This window comes from Duganella sp. Root1480D1, from assembly GCF_001427305.1.
Taxonomy (GTDB): Bacteria; Pseudomonadota; Gammaproteobacteria; order Burkholderiales; family Burkholderiaceae_D; genus Rugamonas.
In genome coordinates this window covers 200,405-223,573 of the sequence record NZ_LMFZ01000049.1, presented here as the reverse complement: position 1 = coordinate 223,573, position 23,169 = coordinate 200,405, and the positions used below count along the sequence as shown (strand labels likewise).

Below are 23,169 nucleotides of genomic sequence, written 5' to 3'. Positions count from 1 at the left end.
GGGCTATCAAAAAGACGCAAGATTGCACTGAATTTATGTACCATTCCCTCAAGCTGTCCATCGACCGCAAGGCCGCCGCCACGCTGGCGGACCAGATCTTTCTCGGTTTGCGGGGTGCGATCGGCGATGGGCGCCTGGCGCCGCAAGCGCGGCTGCCGTCCTGGCATGACCTGGCCGCGCAATTGGGCGTGGCGCGCGGCACGGTGCGGCAGGCTTACGAGCGGCTGCGCGACGAGCAACTGGTCTACACCGCCGGTGCAGCGGGAACTTTCGTCTGCGCCGGTGGCATGGCGGCAGGCGCCGGCCGCCCAAGCGGCGAAACAGCCCGGGCAACGCCCGGCGCCGCGGCGCTGGAAGTGGTGCAGGCCTTCCCTGGCCGGGCAGTCAGCACCAATCCTTTCCAGGTTGGCGTGCCGGCCCAGGATGCCTTTCCCTTCAAGACCTGGTCGCGCGTGATGGGCAGGGCGGCGCGCACGGCGGCGGCAATGCCGCTGTCCTATCCGGACCCGCGTGGCGAATATGCGCTGCGTGCCGAAATCGCGGCTTACCTGTGCGTCGCGCGCGGGCTCGATTGCACGCCCGGCCAGGTCCTGGTCTGCAACGGTTACGCTGGCGCGCTGGGACTGGTCCTGCGCGCGCTGGAACTGAAAGGCGAGCAGGCGTGGACTGAGCAGCCGGGATATATGGCCACGCGCGATGCTCTTGCGGCGGCAGGATTGAAGCTGGTGCCGGTGCCCGTCGATCCCGAAGGCCTGGATGTGGCGGCCGGTGTGCAGATGGCACCCCACGCCAGCCTGGCGGTGGTGACGCCAGGCCAGCAGGCGCCACTCGGGGTGACGCTGTCGCTGCGCAGGCGCCAGGCCTTGCTGGAGTGGGCGGAGCAGGCTGGTGCCTGGATCATCGAGGACGATTACCTGGGTGAATTGCAGCCGCAGGGCCGTGCGGCGCCGGCGCTGGCCGCGCAGGACCGCAATGGCCGCGTGCTGCATCTTGGTACCTTCAGCAAGACGCTGACCCCAACGCTCAGGGTAGGCTTCCTGGTGGCGCCGCCGCAACTGGCGGACTTGCTGGCGCAAACCGCCTCTACCTGCGGTAGCGCCCCGCCGCCGATGGTGCAGTTGGCCGTGGCGGAATTCCTGCACAGCGGCGCCTACCTGCGGCATTTGCGGCATATGAAACGGCTGTACCAGGAACGCCGCAGCGCACTGGGCGCAGCGCTCGACGAATTGGGCGCAGTCCATGCGCCGGCAGCCCTTGGTGTGCTGATGCAATTGCCGCCGGGTGTCAGCGATGTGGAGATTGCCGCACGTGCGCGCAGCCTTGGCATGGCGCCATCCGCCTTGTCGGGATGGTATGCCGGCGCAGCACCCGCCCACGGCGGGCTGCTGCTTGGTGTGACCAATGTACCCGAAGACAAGGCCCCGGGCTATTGCGAGCGCCTGCTGGCGCTCACGCGGCCTTAGGCTTTCGCTTCGCCGCCCAGCGCGTCAACCACGTCCTGCAGCAGCTTGGCCAGCTCGCCGGTCATCAGCATGAAGTCGCCGTCGAAGCGTTCGTCGTCGTTACGGGTAACGGCGTCGTTTTCCTTCATCACGTCCAGCGGCTTGACACCCTTGATGGCCAGCGCTTCGGTCAGCACGAAGCTGATCTTGCTGTTCCAGGTCATGGCCAGGCGGGTGCACTGCTTGCCGGCCGCGATGTGGCGGCGCACTTCTTCCGGCTCCAGGGTGTGGCGCACGTAACGCACGGCCGCCTTGCTCTCGCCGGTGGCGCGCAGTTCGGTGTCCATGTCGACGGTGAAGCCGGCTGGCGCTTCGTCGTCCTGCAGCCAGGCGGTCATCACGCCCACTGGGGAACGCTGTACGCGCAGGCTTTCGATCGGCATGCGGTCGACCGCTTTCAGCAGCATCTTGATGATGTCGTCAGCCTTGGCCGGGCTGGCGGCATCAACCACCAGCCAGCCGTTGACCGGGTCGATCCAGCACCAGGTGTTGCTGCGGATGGTGAAGGCGCGCGGCAGCAGTTCGTCGTGCACGCGTTCCTTGAGCTCTTTCATGGCTTTTTTGCCAGGAGCGAAGCCTTGCTGCTCTTCCATTTCGGCAGCGCGCGCCTTGGCAACCTGGTTGACCACGGTCGATGGCAGCAGCTTTTTCTCGGTGCCCAGCACCATCAGCATCTGCTTGTTGACGACGTGCACCAGGCCACCGTTCGGACGTGGCTTGTCCCAGCCCTGGCGCATCAGCTCATTGCTGCTGGCAGGAGAGAAGGACTGCGACTGGAGCGCCTCTTCGAGTTGTTCTGGAGTAAATGCCCATGGGGCGGGCAGACGGTAAACCTGGAGATTCTTGAACCACATACGTGTTTGCAGCCTAACTGAGCATTTTCAAAGGAACGACATTTTAGCAGGAGCTATTTGGGGCAGCTAACGATTAATGTTCTGCCGGCGTTGTCGATGGCGTTCAGGCCTGCCTTGCCACGGTTGCCGCGCTTGAGCATGCAGTAGCCGCCGAGGGGCGTGGTGACGCGGGCCAGGGTGTCGCCGTTGGGCAACACCGTTTCGGTCATCGAAAAGGCGCCCGAACCTTTATAGGCCAGGGCAATGTCCTGCGCCAGTTTCGGCTCGTGCGCCAGCACCCGGTCATTGTCATTTTTGCTCTCCTTGCGCAGTTCGCGGTCGACGCCGATGGCCGCCGAACGGGCCCGCTCAACCAGGCTTCGCACTTCGGGCGCCGGTTGCGCGAAGGGATCGGGCGCAGCCGTATCCGGCGGCAGTTCCGCTGGCGGCATGCCGGCGGCGACCGGGGCTGTGGGAGCTGGCTGCACGGGCAAGGGCACGGCGCTGCGGCGCGTGCGCGGCGCCGAGGCAGCAACACGCGGCGCATCGTGTTTCGGCTGCCGGTCCGCACTGTGCAGAAGGAAGACCATCTGCCCCTCGCGCTGCGCCACGTTGGGAACAGTGCGCGTTGCCGTCACGCGCCAGCCAACCAGCAAGGCCAGGTGCAGGCCGGCAATCGCGAGCAGCCAGCCATACCGCGGGCGGAGCGCGCTCATGGGCAGGTCTTCACCTGGTATTTGTTTCCGTCGCGGAAGGGGGCCTGCCCCGCCGCCCCCACCAGGTTCACCACTTCACACCATTCCTGGCCGCCGGCGCGGTAGCGTTTCATGGTGCGGCCGTCAGACATGCTGGAGACTTGCTCAAGCACCACTTCCCCGTTATAGGCGCGTGCCAGTTGCCGGGCCAGCGGACTTTGCTCTTGCACGATGGTGGCGAACTTGTTCAGGCTCTCCTTGCGTAACTGGCGGTCGATGCCGGCGGCCAGCTTGCGGTTTTTCTCGAGCAGGCTTTCAGCCGGCTCTGCCGGCTTGGCGAACGGATCGGCGGGATCGCCGCCGGTCGCTGGCACGGTTACCGCCTCGGCGGCCTGGGGCTCGCTATCCGGCGCCGCGGGCGCGGGGACGATGCGGACCAAGGGCGGCGGCGGCATGGGCCGCCCGGCCGCGCGCGGGGCAGGCGGGACGGCAGTATTGGGCTTGGGAAGCGCCAGCAGGTAGACCGGTTCGCTTTCCCGTTGCGGACCGGCCATGCGCCGATCGGGCAGGCCGCGCCAGCCCAGGAAGGCTGCAAGGTGCAGCAGGGCGATAACAGCCAGCCAGGCGCGGCGCGCCGGGCGGAAATCTGTTTGCATAAGGTAATCCGTTTTGCAGCCGGACTCAGCTTGCCGGCTCGCGCGGGAAAGGTATCATAAATTAGCAAAAAGATCACCCTGCGCTGGCTGAGCTTGGGCGGCCTCTTCCAGCGTGCACAGGGCTGACATGCGCACGCCGAGCAAGCGCAGCCGGTTGTCCAGCGGCACGCGGCGCAGGCATTCGCCGGCAGCGCGGCGGATGGCGGCGGCATCGGCAGTCGGCGCCGGTAGGGTCAGGTCGCGCGTCACCGTGCGGAAGTCGGCATAGCGCAGCTTGATGCCCACGGTGCGGCCGGCATAACGCTTGCGCGCCAGGTCGTCCGCCACCTTCTGGCACAGGCGGGTGAAGATCTCGGACAGCTCGGCGCGGTCGCGCTTGACGTGCAGGTCGCGCGAGAAGGTGGTTTCACGGCTCACTCCCTTCGGTTCGCTGCGCGTGGCAACCGCACGTTCGTCGCGGCCATGGGAAATGCGCTGCAGCCATTCGGCGTAGTTGAGTCCGAAATGCTCCTGCAGCAGGGCGGGATCGGCGGCCGCCAGTTGCCCCACCGTGTCGATGCCAAGCGCAACCAGCTTTTTCTCCGCCTTGGGGCCGATGCCGTTCACCTTGCGCACCGGCAGCGGCCAGATGCGCGCCGGCACGTCGTCATGGCCGACCACCGTCAGGCCGTTGGGCTTTTCCAGGTCGGAACAGATCTTGGCCAGCAGCTTGTTGGGCGCGACACCGATCGAGCACGACAGCCCGGTGGCGGCGCGCACCGCATCCTTGATGCGCTGCGCCAGCTCGCGCGTTTCGCCTTCCACCTCGCTCAGGTCGATATAGATTTCGTCGATGCCGCGGTCTTCGATCTGCGGGGCGATGCTGGCCACCGCCGCCTTGAACAAGCGCGAATACTTGCGGTAGGAATCGAAATCCACCGGCAGCAGGATGGCGTCCGGCGCCAGGGCGGCCGCCTTCATGGTGCCCATCGCGGAGAACACGCCCAGCGCCCGTGCCTCATAGGTGGAAGTGGTAATCACGCCACGCCCCACGTAATCGCGCAGACGGGAGAACTCGCGGGTGCCGTCCGGCAGCTCGCGCGGCTGGTGCCGCCCGCCGCCGCCGATCACGACCGGCAGGCCGCGCAATTCCGGATAGCGCAACAGCTCCACGGACGCGTAGAAGGCGTCCATGTCGAGGTGGGCAATGCGGCGGGGCCAGTCCATAACAAATAGTCGAGTTCGCTTATGATACTGTAATTATATACAGCATTTTGAGCAAGGTGCCCGGCGGATATACTGCTGGCCATGCGCATCCTTCCCCTGCTGTTCGTCCTTGCCGCCGCTCCCGCGCTTGGCGCCCCCACCTGCCCGGCGCCCTTGCATGCCGGCGCCAGCGATCTTGGGCTGGCATCCTTCCGCGAGGATGACAAGGTCAGCGGGGCGGCCATTGACGTCGTGCGTGAACTGGCGCGGCGCACCAACTGCCCGCTCGACATCAGCTGGTACCCGCGCGCGCGCCTGTGGGCCGAATATGCAAACGGCCGCATCAACCTGACCGCCAGCTCCGCCCGCAGCGCCGAACGCGATCGCCTGGGCCAGTTCGTGCCCTTTGTCACCACCCGTTTCGACCTGGTGCTGTCGCACCGCGTAGCAGGCAGGTACAAATCGCTGGCCGAATTCGTCGCACATGGCAGTGCGCGCCTGAACCTGGTACGCGGCATCCTCTACACCGCCGAGGTTGAAGCCCAGGTCGAACGGCTGCGTGCGCAAGGCCGGGTTGAAGTGGTCAACGACTTTGATATCGCCTTCCGGAAAATGGCATCGAAACGCGCCGAGGCAACGCTGGCGCCGATGACGATCTATTCACGCTACCTGCAAAGCGCCGGCCTGCAGGAGCATGTCAGCGTGATGCCGGTGGCCGAATCGGCGCCCGTGCTTGCCGGTGCCTATTTTTCGCGCAGCGGCCTGCCGCCGGCCGCACGCAAGGTGTTCGCCGAGGCTTTGCTTGGCATGGTGACCGACGGCTCCGTGGCGCGCATCTACGGCAAGTATGTGGGTGATGCAAATGGCCGCACCCTGGTGCCGGACCATGGGCGCGGCATCGTTTCAGCCTACCAGCCACTCCCCTGACGTTGCTGTGGCATTGATCGCCGCGCCGCGTTACCATGCCATTGCGATCATCGAACAAAAACCACTTTCTGGCGAGGCTTGGCATGAGCTTTTCGAACATGAATATCGGTGTGAAGCTGGCGATCGGTTTTGCGCTGGCAATTGCGATCCAACTGGCGATGTCGCTGACAGGGATCAGCCGCCTGAGCCACAACGCGAACCTGACCGACCGGCTGATCAGCGATCGCTACCTGAAGGTCCAGTTGACCAACGACATGCGCAGCTACTCCAACCGTTCGGCACAGGCATTGCGCAATGCCATGCTGGCGCCGGACAAGGTGAGCAGCGAAAACTTCCTGGCCAGCATGGCGGAGGCGGACAAGGCCGGGGCCGCAGCGGCCGACAAGCTGCAGAAGATCCTGGTGCTGGAAGAAGCCAAGAAGCTGTTTGCCGAGGAAACCCAGGCCTTCGAAGCCTTCCGCGCCAAGCGCGACGCGGTGCTCAAGCTGTTCAACGAAGGCGACCAGGATAGCGCGGTGCAAACGCTGTTCAAGCAGGCCATCCCGCTGCAGAACGCCTACTTCGGCAAGCTCGATGCCATCCTTGCCATGCAAAACAGGCTGATGGCGCAAGATGGCGAGGAGGCGAGCAAGTCGGCATCGAATGCAACCATGCTGATGATTGGCCTGCTGGTGCTGGCAACGGTGTTGTCGATTGCGGCAGGCTACCTGATCACCCGTTCGGTGACGGGACCCTTGATGCAGGCAGTGGAGGTAGCCGAGACCGTGGCACAAGGCGACCTGACTGCCGACATCGACTCCAGCCGCCGGGATGAAACCGGGCGGCTGCTGAATGCACTCAAGGACATGGTGGCGTCGCTCAAGCGCACCGTGGGCTCGGTGCGCACGTCCACCGATACGATCAATACCGCTGCGGCGGAAATCGCGGCAGGAAATCTCGACCTGTCGCGCCGCACCGAACAGCAGGCGGCGAGCCTGGAGGAAACCGCTTCGTCGATGGAGGAATTGACGTCGACGGTCCGGCAGAATGCGGACAATGCGCGCCAAGCCAACCAGCTCGTGGTGTCGGCCGCCAGCCACGCCAGCGAAGGCGGGCAGGTGGTGGGCGAGGTGGTCTCCACCATGGGTGGGATCAAGGCCAGTTCCGCGCGCATGTCGGACATCATCAGCGTGATCGATGGCATCGCCTTCCAGACCAATATCCTGGCGCTGAATGCGGCTGTGGAAGCTGCGCGCGCTGGCGAGCAGGGGCGCGGTTTCGCCGTGGTGGCGTCGGAGGTGCGCAATCTTGCGCAACGCAGTGCGGCGGCGGCCAAGGAGATCAAGGAGCTGATCGACGATTCGATCGCCAAGGTGGATGCGGGCGGCGCTCTGGTGGATCGCGCCGGGGCGACCATGCAGCAGATCGTGGCGTCCGTGCAGCAGGTGGCGGACATCATGAATGAGATTACGTCGGCCAGCCAGGAACAGTCTTCCGGCATCGAGCAGGTGAACACGGCCATCGTGGAGATGGATAACGCGACGCAGCAGAATGCGGCGCTGGTGGAACAGGCGGCGGCGGCGGCGCGCAGCATGCAGGAACAGTCGGAACGGCTGGTGGAGGCGGTGTCGGTGTTCAGGATGGAGGATTCGGCAGGGGCGTATTCGGCTCCCCGGGCGCCAGAGACTCGTGCCTCCATCGCGGTGAGCGTGCCGGCGCGGGCTACCGTGCCTGCGTTGAGGGCGGCGCGGGGTACGCCGGGCGGCAATGCCGGGCGGGCGGCGCCCCCTGCGGCGGGCAGTGGTGCGGCCCCGAGAGCAGCGGCGGCGGCCAGCAAAAAAGCTGTGGCGGACGAAATACTCGACGCGGAAGTCCAGGGCGAATCGGGCGCTGCGGAGTCTGGCGCTTCTGCTGCGGCGACCGGGGCGACGCGCGCCAAGGCTGCACGAGCGGGCGCCGCGAGCGCGGCGCGGGGTGCTTCGGCAAAACCCGCTGCACCGGCGCGCGCAACGCCGCCTGGCGACGACTGGGAAGAGTTTTAAGCCGATTGCTTGCGGAACCACTCCGCTGTCGCTTCGTCAGCGGGGAAGAATGCCTCCATGCGCAGTTCATGCACCGTCACGTCGTGCGGCGTGCCGAGCGTGGTGATGGTGGTGAACAGGTTGAGCTCCACGCCGTCCTTGCGCACCGTGAACGGCAGGAAGGGCAGCGCACGGCGGTCCAGGTTGGCCGTCTTCGACGCCGCCCGGATGCCGGGAATCGCCAGCAATTCCTCCAGCAGCATGGTGGCCTCGCTGCCCGGTCCATCACTCATTGCTTCGCGCTGAATCCACTGCAGCAGGTCGGCGCTGACGTCCTCCCAGTTGACGATGTACTTGCGCAGCCCATCCGGCGCCAGCGTCAGCTTGATGACGTTGCTGGTGGCAGGCGGCCCATCCAGCAGCCACTGGATCATCTTGCCGGCCGGGCCATTACTCATGACCAGGTTCCATAAACGGTCCACCACCAGCGCAGGATAGGGCGCCTGCTGCTGCAGCATGAAGTCCAGCGCCTGCTTCACCGCCTTCATCTCGGGATCGGACAGGTTGCGCTCCTGGTAGGCCGGTGCATAGCCGGCTGCCAGCAGCATCACATTACGCTCCCGCAGCGGAATATCGAGCACGATGCCAAGCTTCAGGATCATTTCTCGGCTGGGCTGCGAGCGACCGCTTTCCAGGAAGCTGATATGCCGCTGCGAGATGCCGCTCTCGGTCGACAGCCGCAACTGGCTGAAACCGCGCTTGCCGCGCCAGTAGCGCATCGCCGCCGCATAGTCGCTGAAATACTGCCCAGATGCTGCCGCTCCCATAGTGCTCCTCTCATGACTGGATAAAGTCCAGCAGGTCCTTGTTCACGCTTGCCATGTGGGTGAGGAACATACCATGCGGCGCCCCTTCGTACACCTGGAGTTTCGCATTCGGCAGCAGGGCGGCGCTGGGCCTGGCCGTCAGTTCGAACGGGGCGCTGGCGTCCCGCGTGCCGGCAATCAGCAAGACCGGCAGAGTAATGCCCGGCAGCTCGGCGCGGAAATCTTCGCGCTGCAAGGAGCGGTTGCATTCGTACAGCGCCTGCAGCGAGACTTGCAAGGGCATGGCACGCAGCCAGTCGCGCATGCCCTGCGGCGTATCTTCGGCAACAAACGGCGGCAGGTTCTCGTCGATCCACCGGGGCAGGTCCTTCATGAGCTGCTCCTGACGGAAATATTCGAGCAGCGCGGGGTCGATGGCGCCTGGATTGTCCGCGGCTTCGGCGATGCAGGGCGTCATGGTGCCCAGCATGGCGACGCGCTTGATGCGGCGCTGCCCATGGCGGCTCAGGTAGCGCACCACCTCATTGCAACCCATCGAATGCGCCACCAGGGTGACGTGGTCCAGGTCCAGCGCTTCCAGCACGGCAGCCAGGTCGTCGGCTAGGGTGTTGAAGTCGTAACCGCGGCCTGGATCGCTGGAGCGCCCGTGGCCGCGCCGGTCGAAGGCAATCACGCGCATGCCCTGCTCCGCCAGCGCCAGCATCTGGTAGCACCAGGAATCGGCACCCAGCGACCAGCCGCTCACGAACAGCACCGGCTCGCCATCGCCCCAGTCGCGATAAAACAGGTTGACGCCGTCGGCAGTGCGCACGGTGTTCGGTTCGATCACGCGCGCGCCGGAGATTTTGTATGCGGTCATGATTGCCTCCCTCGCTTACTGTGCGAAGTAGTCGATGAAGCCGGTGACGCTGCCCAGGCGGCCATCTGCTGCAACGACGGCGAAGTCGGTGCCTTTGGCAACCGGATCGCTGCCAGGCGCACCCAGCGTCCACGAGAAGCGCAGCACGTCGTTATGGCTGTCCGGGGTGCCTGCCAGTTCGAAACGGTGGCCTGGGAAGTGGCCCTGCGCACCGGCGATCATTGCATCGATGGCGGCATGGCCGGCGCCCTGCATCAACGGATCCTTATAGCTGGCTTCCGGTGCAAAGGCGGCGGCCACCCGGGCACGCCGCTCGTCGGCATTGCGTTCGTTCCAGGCGGCGAGGTATTGTTCTACGATCTGCATGGTGTTCTCCTTTCGTTGGTTGGTGAAGCCATTGTCAACAAATGCGCGCCGTGCGACGATTACCTCCCAGGTAATAGAACTTGAAAAACAGGAGTCTCACGTGAAATCGATTTTGTTTGCGGCCAGCCTGGCCCTCAGCGCTGCCGCAGCCGTGGCGGCGCCCGCTGCGCCGGCCAAACCAGCCAAGCCGGCTACCCCTGCTGCCGCCCCGGTGCAGACGCGCGACGTGCCGGTCAACCAGTTCATGCAGGGCCGCCTGCCTTTTGAAATTCCGCTGAATGTGCCGGTGCCGGTGGAATACGAGCAGTCCAAGGTCAAGAAGATCGGCTACTCCTACTGGATGCGCCCGGCCGATGCGGCAACGGCAACCGCCGCCGCGCTGCCGAACCGCAATGGCTATTTCTACGGTTCGACCGCAACCAACGTCACGTATGACGCGCAGCACCATGTGTTTTACGGCATCGACGATCCGGGTTCGCTGAACAAGCTGCGCGGCGCGGCCACCAATATCCAGGTCAAGCAGTTCAAGGAAGGCAGGAACCCGGCTGTGATGATCTCCATGATCAGCGGTACCACGGGGCAGCCGGCCTACTTCATGTACATGGCTACGGGTAAGAAGAATGAGGCATTCTTCCTGTCCTTCCGCGCGCCGGACGGCCGCCCGGATATTGGCGAAGCCGTGTGGAGCAAGCTGGCCGCCAATATCAAATAAGCAGGATTGCGCGGAAGTCGTTCACATTAGTGCGGGTGGGGCCGGTGACCACCAGGTCGCCCAGCGCGGAGAAGAAGCTGTAGCCGTCATTGTTGTCGAGCAGGGCCTGGGCGTCGAGGCCTTGGGCGGCGGCGCGCTGCAGCGTGTCCGGCCCCAGCACGGCGCCCGCGTTGTCTTCGGTGCCGTCGATGCCGTCGGTATCGCAAGCAATGGCATGTACACCGGGCGTCCCTTGCAGCGCAACGGCCAGCGCCAGCAGGTATTCGGCATTGCGTCCGCCGCGGCCGGTGCCGCGCACAGTGACGCTGGTTTCCCCGCCCGACAGGATCACGCATGGCGGCCGCAATGGGCTGCCATGCTCGATCACGCCTTGCGCCAGCGCCGCGTGCGATACCGCCACGGTGCGCGATTCGCCCTCCAGGCGGTCGCTTAATATCAGCGGGCGCAAGCCCTCGGCGCGGGCAACGTCGGCCGCTGCCTGCAAGGCGTGCCTGGCGGAGGCAATCACTGCCACGCTATTGCGTGCCAGGCGCGCATCGCCGGGCTTGGGCGTCTCCTGCACCGGATCTTCCAGCACGGCGCGCACGGACGGCGGAATCCCGATGCCGTATTGCTGCAGGATGCGCAGGGCATCCTGCGCAGTGGATGGATCGGCCAGCGTAGGGCCGCTGGCGACCACGGCAGGATCGTCGCCCGGCACGTCCGACAATACCAGGGTCACGACACGGGCTTCGCCGCAGGCCAGCGCCAGCCGGCCGCCCTTGATGGCCGACAGGTGTTTGCGCACGACGTTGATGTCGCCGATCGGCGCGCCGCTGCGCAGCAGGGCCTTGTTGATGTCGCGCTTCTGCTCCAGGGTGATGCCGGGAGCCGGCAGCGACATCAGTGCCGAGCCGCCGCCGGACATCAGGCACAGCACCATATCGTCCGGCCCCAGGCCGCGCACTGCCGCCAGCATGCGCCGTGCGGCGGCCTGGCTGGCGTCGTCCGGCACCGGATGGCCGGCTTCGATGACCTCCACCTGCCTGGTCGGAGCGCCATGCCCGTAGCGGGTGACCACTACGCCGCTGAGGGGGCCTTGCCAGCGCCGCTCCACGCCCTGCGCCATGCGCGCGGAAGCCTTGCCGGCACCGATGATGACGGTGCGTCCTTTCGGCGGCGGCGGCAGGTGGGCAGCGATGGTTTCCAGCGGGTCGGCCGCGCGCAGGGCGGCGTTGAACAGTTCGGACAGCAGCTCACGGCCAGTCTTCACAGCATTTCTCCTTTGCGCCCCACGCACAACAGCACCAGCACACCGCCTGCCGCCAGGCTGGCCGCCACCAGCAGCATGCCGTTGGCCGTGCTGTGCGTGGCGTCCTTGATCGCGCCCACCAGGTAAGGGCTGACGAAGCCGGCCAGGTTGCCCAGCGAATTGATCATGGCAATGCCCGCCGCTGCGGCAGACCCGCCCAGCATGGCAGTCGGGATGCTCCAGAACACCGGAAAGGTGCTGAGGATGCCCGCCGTGGCCACGCTCAGCGCGGCCAGCGCCAGCACCGGGTTGTTGGCATAGTGCGTCGACGCCAGCAGCGCCGCTGCACCGCTGAAGGCGGCCACTGCGACGTGCCAGCGCCGTTCGCCGGTCTGGTCCGAATGGCGCGCCACCAGGATCATCGCCACTGCAGCAACGCCATACGGGATGGCCGTCAACAGGCCGATATTGAGCACGTCCTGCACGCCGCTATTGCGAATCAGTTGCGGCAGCCAGAAGCCGACGCCGTACAGTCCCATCACGAGCAGGAAGTACACCAGCGCCAGTATCCACACCCTGCTGCTGCCGAACACGTGGCGCAGGCCCCATTGCGCGCGCGGTGCGCCATCGCGTGCCAGTTCTTGCTTGAGGAGCGCCTTCTCCTCGTCGCTCAGCCAGTTTGCATCGTCGATGCCATCGTCCAGCAGCGCCAGCGTCAGCACGCCCAGCGCCACCGCCGGCAAGCCCTCCAGCAGAAACAGCCACTGCCACCCCGCCAGGCCGCCGTGGCCGGCGAATTGCGACATGATCCATCCTGATAGCGGCCCGCCCACCACGCCAGCCACGGCGACGCCGCTCATGAAGATGGCGACAATCCGGGCGCGCCGCTGCGCCGGGTACCAGTAGGTCAGGTACATGATCACGCCGGGGAAGAAGCCCGCCTCCGCCACGCCGAGCAGGAACCGCATCACGTAGAAGCTCAGCGGGCTGCTGGTGAACAGCATGGCTGCCGACAGCAGGCCCCAACTGGCCATGATGCGCGCGATCCAGCGCCTTGCGCCAACGCGCAGCATCAGCAGGTTGGACGGCACCTCGCACAGGAAGTAGCCGACGAAGAAGATGCCTGCGCCCAGCCCGTACACTGTGTCGGAAAATCGCAAATCCGCCTGCATCTGCAGCTTGGCAAAACCGACGTTCACCCGGTCCAGGTATGCCACCACATAGCACAGGAACAGGAAGGGCAGCAGGCGCTTGCTGACGCGCGCATACAGCATTTCGGTAGTGATCATTCTTGTTGTATTTCCAACTATGGCACCCTAGAATCATTGCACATTTTTCCTCTTGGAGCTGAAGAAGTGAGCAAACTCCTGATTACCAGCCTGCTGCTGCCTCTGTTGGCTGCACCGGCCCTCGCCGCGGACCTGCCGCAGCCGCCTATCGCCGAAAAGACGCAGTGGATGGAAACCCGCCACGGCGAACAGGTCACCGACGATTACCGCTGGCTGCAGGACAAGACCAATCCTGCCGTCATTGAATACCTGAACGCGGAAAATAGCTATACCGCCGCCATGACCGAAGGCATCAAGCCTTTCGCCGATACCTTGTACAAAGAATTCAAGGACCGCACGCAGCCAGTCGATTTGTCGGTGCCGGCACGCCGCGGCAATTACTACTATTACACCCGCATCGAGGCGGGCAAGCAGTACCAGCTCAACTGCCGCCGCAAGGCCGCGTCAGACGGCAGCTACGACGCCGCCGCGCCGGAAGAGATCATGCTGGACCAGAATGCCATGGCCGAGGGCCTGAAGTTCTTCGCCCTCGGCGCGGTGCTGCCCAGCCCGGACGGCAAGCTGCTGGCCTATACCACCGACAACAACGGCTTCCGCCAGTATGAGCTGCATGTGAAGGACCTCAGCACCGGCAAGGTCCTGTCGACCACCATGCCGCGCGCTACTACCATCGCCTGGGCTGCCGACAACCGGACCCTATTCGTGGTGCAGGAAGACCCGACCACCAAGCGTTCCGACCGCGTGTTCCGCCTGACGCTGGACGGCCAGCCGGAGCAGGTGTTCCACGAGCCGGTCGAACAGTTCGCGCTGCAGGTTTTCGCCGGCTCGGACAACAAGCATATCTTCCTGTTGTCGGCCGCGACCGACACCACCGAAGTCTTCATGCTGCCGTCCGGCCAGCCGAAGGGCAGCCTCAAGTCGGTACTGGGGCGCACCAAGGGCCATCGCTATTACGTCATGGGCCACCGCGACGGCAAGCTGTACATCCGCACCAACAAGGAAGCCAAGAACTTCCGCCTGGTGGCTGCTCCTGTGGCCAACCCGCAGAAATGGACCGAGATCGTCCCGCATGACAAGGACACGTTGCTGCAGAGCGCCATGCTGTTCAAGGGCTTCCTTGCGCTGCAGGAGAAATCGCGTGCGCTGAACCGCACCCGCATCTACGACTTCGCCACGAAAAAGTGGCTGACTGTGAAATTCGACGATGAAGTGTACGTCTCGATGCCGGGCGGCCAGATGGACTACAACGTCACCAAATACCGTATCAACTACCAGTCGCCTTTGTCGCCCCCGGCCATTATCGACGTCGACATGAAGACCGGCGAACGCACCGTACTGAAAAAGCAGGAAGTGGCAGGCGGTTTCGATTTCAGCCAGTACGAAACCCGGCGCCTGTGGGCGACTGCGCGCGATGGCGTGAAAGTGCCGCTGTGGGTGGCCTACAAGAAGGGCGTGAAACTGGATGGCTCGGCGCCGCTGGTGCTGTACTCCTACGGTTCCTATGGCAGTTCGCAGGAAGCGACCTTCTCGCTGATCCGGCTAAGCATGCTGGAACGCGGCGTGATCTACGCAGCGGCGCATATCCGCGGCGGCAACGACATGGGCGAAAAATGGCATGACGACGGCATGCTGATGAAGAAGAAGAACACCTTCAATGACTTCATCGACAGTGCCGAATACCTGGTCAGGGAAAAATGGACTTCGCCCAGCCGCCTGGCGATCCAGGGCGGCAGTGCCGGCGGCTTGCTGATGGGGGCTGTGGTCAACATGCGTCCGGACCTGTTCAAGGCAGTGCATGCCGCCGTGCCGTTCGTGGACGTGATGAACACCATGATGGACGCCAGCCTGCCGCTGACCACCGGCGAATACCTCGAATGGGGCAATCCGAACGAGAAGGCGGCTTACGATTACATGCGCAGCTATTCCCCGTATGACAACATCTTGTTGAAAGACTATCCGGCCATGCTGGTCACCACCAGCCTGAATGACAGCCAGGTGATGTATTGGGAGCCGGCCAAGTACGTGGCCAAGCTGCGCCGCAATAAGACCGACAGCAATCCGCTGCTGCTGAAGGTGAATATGGGGGCGGGACATGGGGGCTCGTCCGGGCGCTATAACGCCTTGGGCGAGAAGGCCTTTGAGATGGCCTGGCTGCTGTCGCAAATCGGGGTTTCCAAATAATTTTGAGGTTTTTTGGAAAAACGCTTGCGCGACTTTCAAAATCCATCCTATAATTCGGCCTCTTCTGAACGTTGTGACAAACGTTCAACGGTGAAAGACAGGGGCGCTTAGCTCAGTTGGTAGAGCGGATCCCTTACAAGGATTAGGTCGGGAGTTCGAGCCTCTCAGCGCCCACCAGTCACACTGATGAAGAATTGGAGCGGTAGTTCAGTTGGTTAGAATACCGGCCTGTCACGCCGGGGGTCGCGGGTTCGAGCCCCGTCCGCTCCGCCAATATTCAGAGAGAAGCCCCGAAGAAATTCGGGGCTTTTTTCATTTTGGCTCGCTGAAAACCGGTAAACCAGTGTCAGGCACAAGTGCCTGACACTGTCTGATCGGCAGCCGAGGGCGGTTGTGCGCCTTTGATCTTCGACGAAAGTCAAAGGCCCAGAACCAACCCCAATGGCATTCGCCGCCCCCGCCTTACCGGTTTTAAGCAGCAATCGCCGCCGGCTCGTCGTCCGCGCTTGAGCGGATCAGGTAGTCGAACGAGCCCAGCGCTGCCTTGGCACCTTCGCCCACTGCGATCACGATCTGCTTGTACGGCACGGTGGTCACGTCACCCGCCGCAAACACGCCAGTCTCGGAAGTCTGCCCCTTGGCATCCACCTCGATCTCGCCATGCTTGGACAAATCAATGGTGCCCTTCAGCCATTCGGTATTCGGCACCAGTCCAATCTGCACAAACACGCCTTCCAGGTCCACGCGATGCGACTGGCCGGACTCGCGGTCGGTGTAGCTCAAGCCATTGACCTTCTTGCCGTCGCCATGGATCTCGGAAGTCTGCGCCGACTTGATCACCTTCACATTGCGCAGGGTAGCCAGCTTGCGCTGCAACACCGCATCCGCGCGCAGCTCCGCGCCGAACTCGATCAGGGTCACGTGCTCGACGATGCCGGCCAGATCGATCGCCGCTTCCACGCCGGAGTTGCCGCCGCCGATCACCGCCACGCGCTTGCCCTTGAACAGCGGGCCATCGCAGTGCGGGCAGTAGGCAACGCCGTGGTTACGGTATTCCTTCTCGCCCGGCACATTGATTTCGCGCCAGCGGGCACCGGTCGAAATGATCACGGACCTGGCTTTCAACACAGCGCCGCTTTCGGTGTGGACCTCCTTGATCTTGCCCGGCACGATCTTCGATGCGCGTTGGGTGTTCATGATGTCCACGTCGTATTCCTTGACGTGCTGCTCCAGTGCGACGGCGAATTTCTGGCCGTCGGTTTCCTTGACCGAGATGAAGTTCTCGATCGACAGGGTATCCAGCACCTGGCCGCCGAAACGGTCGGCGATCACGCCGGTGCGGATGCCTTTGCGCGCCGTGTAGATGGCCGCAGCAGCGCCTGCAGGGCCGCCGCCGACGATCAGCACGTCGAACACGTCTTTCTTGCTCAATTCAGCCGCAGCGCGGGCCGAGGCGCCGGTATCCAGCTTGGCGAGGATTTCCTCGACGTTGGTGCGGCCCTGGCCGAAGTGCTGGCCGTTCAGGTACATCATCGGCACAGCCATCACCTGGCGTTCCTCGACTTCTTTCGGGAACACGCCGCCATCCACCGCCACCACCTTGATGCGCGGGTTGATCACGGACATGGCGTTCAGTGCCTGCACCACTTCAGGGCAGTTGTGGCAGCTCAGGGAGATGAAGGTTTCGAAGACGAAATCGCCGTCCAGGTTGCGGATCTGCTCGATGACTTTTTCATCGAGCTTGATCGGGTGGCCGCCGACTTGCAGCAGTGCCAGCACCAGGGAGGTGAATTCGTGGCCCATCGGGATGCCGGCGAAGCTCACGCCGATATCGCTGCCTTTGCGGGTGATGTCGAAGGAAGGCTTGCGGGCCTTGTCGTCAGTGCCTGCAACGACGGTAATCTTGCCGTGGCCTGCGGATACGATGTCCTGCAGCAGGGCCGACATTTCCTGCGATTTGGCGGAGGCGTCGGTGTTCGCCACGATCTCGATCGGGTGGACAACGCGCTCCAGGTAGGAGGAGAGTTGGGCTTTCAGGTCTGCGTCCAGCATGGCTATTCCTTTCTTGATTAGTCGCTTGCGGTAGGTACCGCTTCAACGCCCCAAGGCGACCCCGTGGGGTCGCCTGTTCAAGCCATTAGCAGACGAGATGCTTAGATCTTACCGACCAGGTCCAGCGATGGCTTCAGGGTTGCTGCGCCTTCGGTCCACTTGGCTGGGCACACTTCGCCTGGGTGGGAAGCCACGTACTGGGCTGCCTTCACTTTGCGCAGCAGTTCAGCAGCGTCGCGGCCGATGCCGTTGTCGTGCACTTCCATCACTTTGATGAAGCCTTCTGGATTGATCACGAAGGTGCCGCGCAGTGCCAGGCCTTCTTCTTCGATCATCACTTCGAAGTTGCGCGACAGGGTGCCGGTTGGGTCGCCGATCAGGGCGTATTGCACTTTCTTGATCGCGTCGGAGGTGTCGTGCCATGCCTTGTGGGCGAAGTGGGTGTCGGTCGAGATGCCGTACACGTCCACGCCCAGCTTGGCGAATTCTGCGTGGTGGTCTGCCAGGTCTTCCAGTTCGGTTGGGCACACGAAGGTGAAGTCGGCTGGGTAGAACACGAATACGGACCACTTGCCTTTCAGGGATTCTTCGCTCAGGTCAACGAATTTACCGTTGTGGTATGCGGTGGCCTTGAATGGTTTTACTTGGGTGTTAATCAGGGACATTGTGGTTTCCTCGTGGGTTTGTGAATCAATGAGACGCCAGTTTAAGGCCTTCCCGGAGATTTGGAAATTTGATTGTTCAAATAGACTCAATAGTCTTTGCCTATTAGAACCGCCTAGCGCGATCGCTATTATCGCCTTTTGACGGCAGCTGATGTTGTCGCTGCCATACGTTTATCGGAATGATATTGCCGTGCGGCTTACGTAATGTCTCTTTTGACAATTTCCCGCGCTATACTGCGTTTCTTTTAATCAACAAAAGGAAATCATGTTTCGCCGAGAATTCTCCGTCATCGTCGCGGCTTTGGTCCTGAGTGCATGCAGCGCCCCGGTCCCCAAGTTCCAGTCCGCCGTGCCTGACGCAGGCAAGTCAACCTATGCCATGGCTGCTGCGCCGCTGGCCAACACCAGCAGCACCATCCAGCATCTCGATAACGACAAAACCATCGTCTACCAGCAGAACTATGGCGGCGGCGGCGTCGGGCTGGGCCTGTTGCTGGGCCCGATTGGTGTCGCTGCCAACGCGTCCATGATTGAAAGCATGACCAAATCGGACGTCGAAAAAATGCGCGAAAAAATCCTGGTCAAGCCGCGCAACGTATTCGAAAGCGCTGCCCGGAAGAAGGGCGTGCAACTGGATAACGTGACCGATGCAAAGATCACTCCTTACCTGTACGTGTCGAAAACCGAAAATGACCGCCTGCTCGTCGCCAGCGCCATGGTCGTGGAGCAGGCTGCCTGGTCCGGAAAATATATGTACCAGCTGCCTGTCACCTACTCGATCGATGAGTTGGCGGGACTGGATGGCAACGCCACGGTGCAGCTGCAGAACGCTGTGGAAGGCGGTTTCGAGGCGCTGCTGCAGCAAATGCAGGCCGAAAGCGCAGCCAGCGAGGCGTCCGAGAAGCCTATCACCTTCAAGTCTGACTTCGTGACGCCACGCTTCGGGTTCGACATGTACGGTTCCCTGGTCGGCACCGACAACGACGTCGTGTGGGTGCGTACTGTGGGCGCCGTGTATGGCCTGCGCAAGTCCAATGTGAGCTATGCCCCGCGCTAATTACGCGCTTTGAGCATGGCCTCGGCCTCCGCTTTGGAGGCCGAGGAATTACGCCTGCGGCATCGCCTTGTCAGCCATGGCGGGCGCCGGGCGGCACCGGAATCCTGGGAAGCAGCTTGCGCCAATCGAAGGCGCTGGCATCCAGGCCGTCCAGCGTGTTCTTGAACAGCAGGCCAAGTTCCGTGTCGCCTTCGAGGATCAGGCGGCGGCTGAAAAACAGCGTGTCCGGGTCTTCCTGGCGGCGCGCCATCAACACCAGGTCGTGCGCGCAGGCGCCGATCGTCAGGTCGGGCTGGTCGCCGTGGCGGGCCATTTCAAAGCACTTGCCCTGCCAGCTGAAGTCGATCGCCAGGCCGGCGTCTTCCACCCTTAATCGCAGGCGGCGGGCAAATAGGGCCTGGCGCACGTCTTCAGGCAATTGCGGCGCCAGGATTCGGTTCAAGCCCTGCACGAACAGCCAGGCGGGCGGCTGCGGCGGCAGGCGGCCCAGCAAGCGGCCAATGGCCGGCGGGATACGGAAGGGGGCGGCCGTCATGCTACGCGCTCCATGCCGGGCTGGCCGTACCAGAAGCCGTCGCAGCTCCCGCCGGGAGCCAGCGGCTCCAGCATCACGGCTGCGTGCGGCGCCTGCCACTCACCGCGGCGCACCTTGTCGAAGGCCGCTACGACTTCCTGCGTATCGCGCGACTGCGGCGAGATGCGCAGCACGTTGATGCCCATGTCGGCCATCTCCGGCATCACGCGCACCAGGTTGCAGCACAGCGCGGACTGGGTCTGGATGCCGTTCAGCACCAGGAAGGCTTTCTGCTCGCGGGTGTCCATGATCAGGCCGTCGGGATAATCGATGCAGCTGAATTGGCAATCGTCTTTCGGCAGGTTGCGGTTACGTGCCGTCATGCAGCGGGCGGAGAACGCCAATGGCATGCGGCCCCAGGCAAAGACTTCGCTTTCCATGCCGGCTGGCTGGGTCTTGAGCAGGGTCTGGATCGCACTGCGGTCCATCTCCAGCGGCGCCACCCAGCGGCGCGCACCCTGGCGGGCCAGCACAGCCAGCGTCGGTTCGCTGTAGATGTTCAGGTGCGGGCCGGCGATAAAGCCGGCACCTTCCAGGTTGCGCACCGCACCGAAGTCATTGGCTTCCACCAGAAAGTCGCGGTGTTCGCACAGCTTGCGCATGGTGGCCAGCTCGGCGCCCGATTCAATCAGGGCTTGCGTGGATAGCACAACTTCCTTGCCCGCATCGCGCAACAGGGCGGCGATATCGAGCCAGTCCGGCAGGCGCAATTCATGGCGGCGCGAGCATACGACCTCGCCCAGGTAGACGATGTCGACCGGGCTCTCCGCTACCTGCTGGTAGAACTCGAACATGGTCAGGCGCGGCCAGTAATAGAGCACTGGGCCGAGGGCTAGTTTCAACATACTTATTTCCATTTGCGGTGATAGGCGCCCAAGGTGTGCTGCTGGCCTTCCGCCACGCGGTCCAGTGCGGCGCTCCAGCTCGGGTGGATGGCGAAACGGCGCTTGCCGTCGCCACAGGCATCAATGGCGGAGCGCCAGGCTTGCGTCACCTGCGCCACATAGGCGGGACTGCGCTGGCGGCCTTCGATCTTGATTGCCTTGACGCCCATCTGCAGCAGCTGCGGCAGCAGTTCCATGGTATTCAGGCTGGCCGGCTCTTCGATCGCGTAATAAGTCTCGCCTTCCACCTCGAAGCGGCCCTTGCACAGCGTTGGGTAGCTGGCGTTTTCATCCGGCTGGTAGCGGTCGATCAGCACGCCGTTCAGGCGCGATTCGAGGCCTTTCGGCGTTTGCTGCCAGCGTACTGCCTTGGCGGGCGAGCAGACACCGGCAGTGTTGGGCGATTCACCTGTGGCGTAGGACGACAGCGCGCAACGGCCTTCGACCATCACGCACAGGCTGCCGAAGCCGAATACTTCGATCTCGGTCTTCACGTGGCGGATCAGGTGCTCAACCTGCTGCATCGACAGCACGCGCGGCAACACGGCGCGCGAAATGCCGAACTGCTCGTGGTAGAAGTTGATCGCTTCGTAGTTGGTGGCGGAGCCCTGCACGGAAAGGTGCAGGCGCAGGCCGGGGTGCCTGCTGCGCGCGTACTCCATCAGGCCGGGGTCGGCCAGGATGATGGCGTCGATGCCGGCGCCAGCGGCACGGTCGACTGCTTCGCGCCATAGCTGCCAGTTGGCCGCTTGCGGATAGGTGTTCAGCGCCAGCAGGACTTTGCGGCCGCGCTGGTGGGCATAGCGGATGCCTTCTGCAATCGCGGCCTCGTCGAAATTCAGGCCGGCGAAGTTGCGGGCATTGGTTGCGTCGCGGAAGCCGAGGTAGACGCTGTCGGCACCGTTATCGACAGCAGCTTTCAGCGCCGGCAGGCTGCCGGCGGGACAAACGAGTTCGATCATGCTTTGCTTCCCTGCAGACGGCGCACGCCGTTGACGAAGCGCGCCAGGGTGTCGGATTGGCCGCCACGCGGCAGCATCACTTCCACCAGTTGGAAGCGGCCGCGCTGATGCACGGCGCTCTCCAGTGCCGCCACCAGTTCAGCGCGCGTGGTGACGCGATAGCCGTCGCCGCCCAGCGCTTGCGCCATGTCGGCAAAGCGCCAGTCGCTCAAGTCGCAAAAGCCGGACTGCGGCTGGAAGGCGCGCAGCATCTCCCAGCTACAGTTGTTGAAGATGACCACGATAGGGTCAAGCCCGTAGCGCTGGCAGTTGCCCAGTTCCCACCCCGTCATCTGGAAGGCGCCGTCTCCCACCAGCACCAGCGGGCGTTCGCCGCCGGCAGCTTGCAGTCCGAAGGCAGCAGGTACGCCGTAGCCCATGGTGGCGTAGTAGCCGGGAGCCAGCAGGTCGGTGTTTTCGATATCCAGCGCGGTAAACAGGCAGTCGCCGATGTCGGAGGCAATCGTCATGCGGCCGTGCTTGCGCATCATGTCGTTGATGGCACTTGCTACATCGTGCGGCACCAGCAGTTTGTCATCCGCAGGCAGGTCGCATGGATAGGCGGTGCGCTCACCGCGCAGGGCCGCATCGGCTCGCAGCGGCTTGGCGTGGGCCAGCAGGCTATCAACCAGCGCTTCCAGCGGGATATCGTGGTAGGTGTGGTAGCCGAGGGTCACGTCGCCATCCAGCGCCAGCATGCACTTGCGCAGGTCGATGCGTTCGCGCTGGACGCCGAAATTAGTATCGGACAGGATCACACCCAGCATCAGCAAGGCATCCGAGCCTTCCACCGCTTCGGTGACTTCCGGTGCGCCGGCAACGCCAAGGTAGGTGCCGAGCAGCGGCGCTTCCGGCTCGCTGGCCAGCAGGCCGCGGCCCATGAAGCAGGTGACGACCGGAACCTGCAGCTTGGTGGCCAGTTGTGCGACCTTGCTCTCCAGGCCGAAACGCCGGATTTCAATATCGACCATCAGCACCGGCCGCGCGGCCCGCTCGAGGCGTGCCAGCACTTCCTCAACGCAGGCTGCCAGCGCATCTGGATCATGGGTCGGCGCCGGCAAGGCATGCATGCGCGCGCAGGGCGCATGGACCATGTCGCGCGGCAGTTCGATATAGACCGGGCGCGAATGCGTGATCGCGCTGCGCAATACACGCGCAATATCGTCCGGTGCGCGCTGCGGGTCGTCCAGCACGCACTGGTCGCAGGTGATCTCGCGGAAGATCGCCATTTGCGAATCCAGATGCTTGACCTGGTGATGCAGCAGGAAGCCATTGCGGCGCTCATTGGTGCCCGGCGCGCCGGAGATCACCACCATCGGTACTTTTTCTGCGTAAGCGCCCGCGACGGCGTTGACCATATTGAGTGCCCCCGCACCATAGGTCACCGCCGCCACGCTTATGCGCCCGTGATAGCGTGCCGCCCCATCGGCTGCAAAACCTACACCCGGCTCGTGGCTCAGGGTGTAGAGGGGCAGGACGCCAGATTTCTCAACTTGTTCGAAAAAGGCAAGGACGAAGTCTCCGGGGATACCAAAGACTTCACGCGCGCCGTGATCAGCCAGCGCGTGCAAGAGTGAGTTTGCGAGATTCATAGCCGGCATCTTGCGCGGGCGCGACTGAAAAATCCTTGAGCCAGGTCAAGGATTCCCCAATCGGCTATCCGCCTTCCATTG

At 63.7% G+C, this 23,169-nt stretch carries 21 protein-coding genes and 2 tRNA genes; 8 read left to right on the top strand and 15 right to left on the bottom strand.

Annotated elements, in window-relative coordinates; all coding sequences use genetic code 11:
• Nucleotides 1-35: 35 nt before the first annotated feature.
• The gene (locus ASD58_RS29030; protein ID WP_057265888.1) at nt 36-1,463 is read left to right on the top strand and encodes a PLP-dependent aminotransferase family protein; all 1,428 of its coding nucleotides are present in this window, start codon (nt 36-38) and stop codon (nt 1,461-1,463) included.
• Here the strand turns inward: ASD58_RS29030 and ASD58_RS29025 are convergent.
• The 4 genes from ASD58_RS29025 to dinB are packed head-to-tail and all read right to left on the bottom strand — an operon-like array spanning nt 1,460 to nt 4,892.
• Nucleotides 1,460-2,356: a recombination-associated protein RdgC gene (locus ASD58_RS29025; RefSeq protein ID WP_057265767.1), complete on the bottom strand. Its 897-nt coding sequence runs from the start codon at nt 2,354-2,356 to the stop codon at nt 1,460-1,462. The two genes, ASD58_RS29030 and ASD58_RS29025, sit on opposite strands and share 4 nt — an antisense overlap.
• A 53-nt stretch (nt 2,357-2,409) precedes the next feature.
• The gene (locus tag ASD58_RS29020) at nt 2,410-3,051 is read right to left on the bottom strand and encodes a hypothetical protein (RefSeq protein WP_057265765.1); all 642 of its coding nucleotides are present in this window, start codon (nt 3,049-3,051) and stop codon (nt 2,410-2,412) included.
• A complete protein-coding gene (locus tag ASD58_RS29015) occupies nt 3,048-3,686 on the bottom strand; it encodes a hypothetical protein (protein ID WP_057265763.1) in 639 nt (212 codons plus the stop codon). The genes ASD58_RS29020 and ASD58_RS29015 overlap by 4 nt, the downstream gene beginning before the upstream one ends.
• A gap of 54 nt (nt 3,687-3,740) precedes the next feature.
• Entirely contained in the window at nt 3,741-4,892 is a 1,152-nt protein-coding gene (gene dinB / locus ASD58_RS29010) for a DNA polymerase IV (RefSeq protein WP_057265762.1), read from the bottom strand.
• A gap of 81 nt (nt 4,893-4,973) precedes the next feature.
• Here dinB and ASD58_RS29005 point away from each other — a divergent pair, with 81 nt between their 5' ends.
• Together ASD58_RS29005 and ASD58_RS32690 are read left to right on the top strand one after the other, a co-directional pair.
• Entirely contained in the window at nt 4,974-5,798 is an 825-nt protein-coding gene (locus ASD58_RS29005) for an ABC transporter substrate-binding protein (protein WP_057265760.1), read from the top strand.
• An 83-nt stretch (nt 5,799-5,881) separates the two neighbouring features.
• Nucleotides 5,882-7,819, top strand: a complete 1,938-nt coding sequence (locus tag ASD58_RS32690; RefSeq protein WP_057265758.1) for a methyl-accepting chemotaxis protein — start codon at nt 5,882-5,884, stop codon at nt 7,817-7,819.
• Here ASD58_RS32690 and ASD58_RS28995 read toward each other — a convergent pair.
• Genes ASD58_RS28995 through ASD58_RS28985 form a run of 3 tightly spaced genes read right to left on the bottom strand, consistent with a single transcriptional unit; the run spans nt 7,816 to nt 9,850 of the window.
• Nucleotides 7,816-8,625 carry a helix-turn-helix domain-containing protein gene (locus tag ASD58_RS28995; RefSeq protein WP_082565763.1) on the bottom strand — a complete coding sequence of 270 codons (810 nt, stop codon included), beginning with the start codon at nt 8,623-8,625 and terminating at the stop codon, nt 7,816-7,818. The two genes, ASD58_RS32690 and ASD58_RS28995, sit on opposite strands and share 4 nt — an antisense overlap.
• Before the next feature lie 10 nt (nt 8,626-8,635).
• A complete protein-coding gene (locus tag ASD58_RS28990) occupies nt 8,636-9,484 on the bottom strand; it encodes an alpha/beta fold hydrolase (RefSeq protein ID WP_057265756.1) in 849 nt (282 codons plus the stop codon).
• A gap of 15 nt (nt 9,485-9,499) precedes the next feature.
• Nucleotides 9,500-9,850: a nuclear transport factor 2 family protein gene (locus tag ASD58_RS28985; protein ID WP_057265755.1), complete on the bottom strand. Its 351-nt coding sequence runs from the start codon at nt 9,848-9,850 to the stop codon at nt 9,500-9,502.
• 100 nt (nt 9,851-9,950) lie between these two features.
• Here ASD58_RS28985 and ASD58_RS28980 point away from each other — a divergent pair, with 100 nt between their 5' ends.
• Nucleotides 9,951-10,562 (top strand): hypothetical protein, encoded by a 612-nt coding sequence (locus ASD58_RS28980; protein ID WP_057265754.1) that lies wholly within the window; start codon nt 9,951-9,953, stop codon nt 10,560-10,562.
• Here the strand turns inward: ASD58_RS28980 and ASD58_RS28975 are convergent.
• Together ASD58_RS28975 and ASD58_RS28970 are read right to left on the bottom strand one after the other, a co-directional pair.
• Nucleotides 10,555-11,814 carry a glycerate kinase gene (locus ASD58_RS28975; RefSeq protein WP_057265752.1) on the bottom strand — a complete coding sequence of 420 codons (1,260 nt, stop codon included), beginning with the start codon at nt 11,812-11,814 and terminating at the stop codon, nt 10,555-10,557. The two genes, ASD58_RS28980 and ASD58_RS28975, sit on opposite strands and share 8 nt — an antisense overlap.
• On the bottom strand, nt 11,811-13,082 hold the full coding sequence (locus ASD58_RS28970) for an MFS transporter (protein WP_057265750.1): 1,272 nt from the start codon (nt 13,080-13,082) through the stop codon (nt 11,811-11,813). Before ASD58_RS28970 ends, ASD58_RS28975 begins: the two co-directional genes overlap by 4 nt.
• Before the next feature lie 66 nt (nt 13,083-13,148).
• On the opposite strand from ASD58_RS28970, the gene ASD58_RS28965 reads away from it, so the two are divergent.
• The 3 genes from ASD58_RS28965 (at nt 13,149) to ASD58_RS28955 (ending at nt 15,536) form a co-directional block, all read left to right on the top strand.
• Nucleotides 13,149-15,263, top strand: coding sequence for a S9 family peptidase (locus ASD58_RS28965; protein WP_229210142.1), 2,115 nt, complete (start codon nt 13,149-13,151; stop codon nt 15,261-15,263).
• 101 nt (nt 15,264-15,364) lie between these two features.
• Nucleotides 15,365-15,440, top strand: a tRNA-Val gene (locus tag ASD58_RS28960).
• A gap of 19 nt (nt 15,441-15,459) precedes the next feature.
• Nucleotides 15,460-15,536: transfer RNA gene (locus ASD58_RS28955), tRNA-Asp, on the top strand.
• A 198-nt stretch (nt 15,537-15,734) separates the two neighbouring features.
• Here the strand turns inward: ASD58_RS28955 and ahpF are convergent.
• Together ahpF and ahpC are read right to left on the bottom strand one after the other, a co-directional pair.
• Complete coding sequence (ahpF, locus tag ASD58_RS28950) at nt 15,735-17,315, bottom strand: alkyl hydroperoxide reductase subunit F (protein WP_057265748.1); 1,581 nt, start codon at nt 17,313-17,315, stop codon at nt 15,735-15,737.
• A gap of 101 nt (nt 17,316-17,416) precedes the next feature.
• Nucleotides 17,417-17,980: an alkyl hydroperoxide reductase subunit C gene (gene ahpC / locus ASD58_RS28945; protein ID WP_057265746.1), complete on the bottom strand. Its 564-nt coding sequence runs from the start codon at nt 17,978-17,980 to the stop codon at nt 17,417-17,419.
• Nucleotides 17,981-18,245: 265 nt separating this feature from the next.
• Here ahpC and ASD58_RS28940 point away from each other — a divergent pair, with 265 nt between their 5' ends.
• Entirely contained in the window at nt 18,246-19,037 is a 792-nt protein-coding gene (locus tag ASD58_RS28940) for a hypothetical protein (protein WP_057265744.1), read from the top strand.
• Nucleotides 19,038-19,107: 70 nt separating this feature from the next.
• Here ASD58_RS28940 and ASD58_RS28935 read toward each other — a convergent pair whose 3' ends face one another.
• From ASD58_RS28935 to ipdC, 4 genes are read right to left on the bottom strand one after another with little or no spacing between them, the layout of a single operon-like run.
• Nucleotides 19,108-19,572 carry an SCP2 domain-containing protein gene (locus tag ASD58_RS28935; protein ID WP_057265743.1) on the bottom strand — a complete coding sequence of 155 codons (465 nt, stop codon included), beginning with the start codon at nt 19,570-19,572 and terminating at the stop codon, nt 19,108-19,110.
• Nucleotides 19,569-20,456 (bottom strand): U32 family peptidase, encoded by an 888-nt coding sequence (locus ASD58_RS28930; RefSeq protein WP_082565762.1) that lies wholly within the window; start codon nt 20,454-20,456, stop codon nt 19,569-19,571. The genes ASD58_RS28935 and ASD58_RS28930 overlap by 4 nt, the downstream gene beginning before the upstream one ends.
• A 2-nt stretch (nt 20,457-20,458) precedes the next feature.
• Nucleotides 20,459-21,457, bottom strand: coding sequence for a peptidase U32 family protein (locus ASD58_RS28925; protein ID WP_057265738.1), 999 nt, complete (start codon nt 21,455-21,457; stop codon nt 20,459-20,461).
• Entirely contained in the window at nt 21,454-23,088 is a 1,635-nt protein-coding gene (gene ipdC / locus ASD58_RS28920) for an indolepyruvate/phenylpyruvate decarboxylase (RefSeq protein ID WP_057265736.1), read from the bottom strand. The genes ASD58_RS28925 and ipdC overlap by 4 nt, the downstream gene beginning before the upstream one ends.
• Nucleotides 23,089-23,169: the final 81 nt, after the last annotated feature.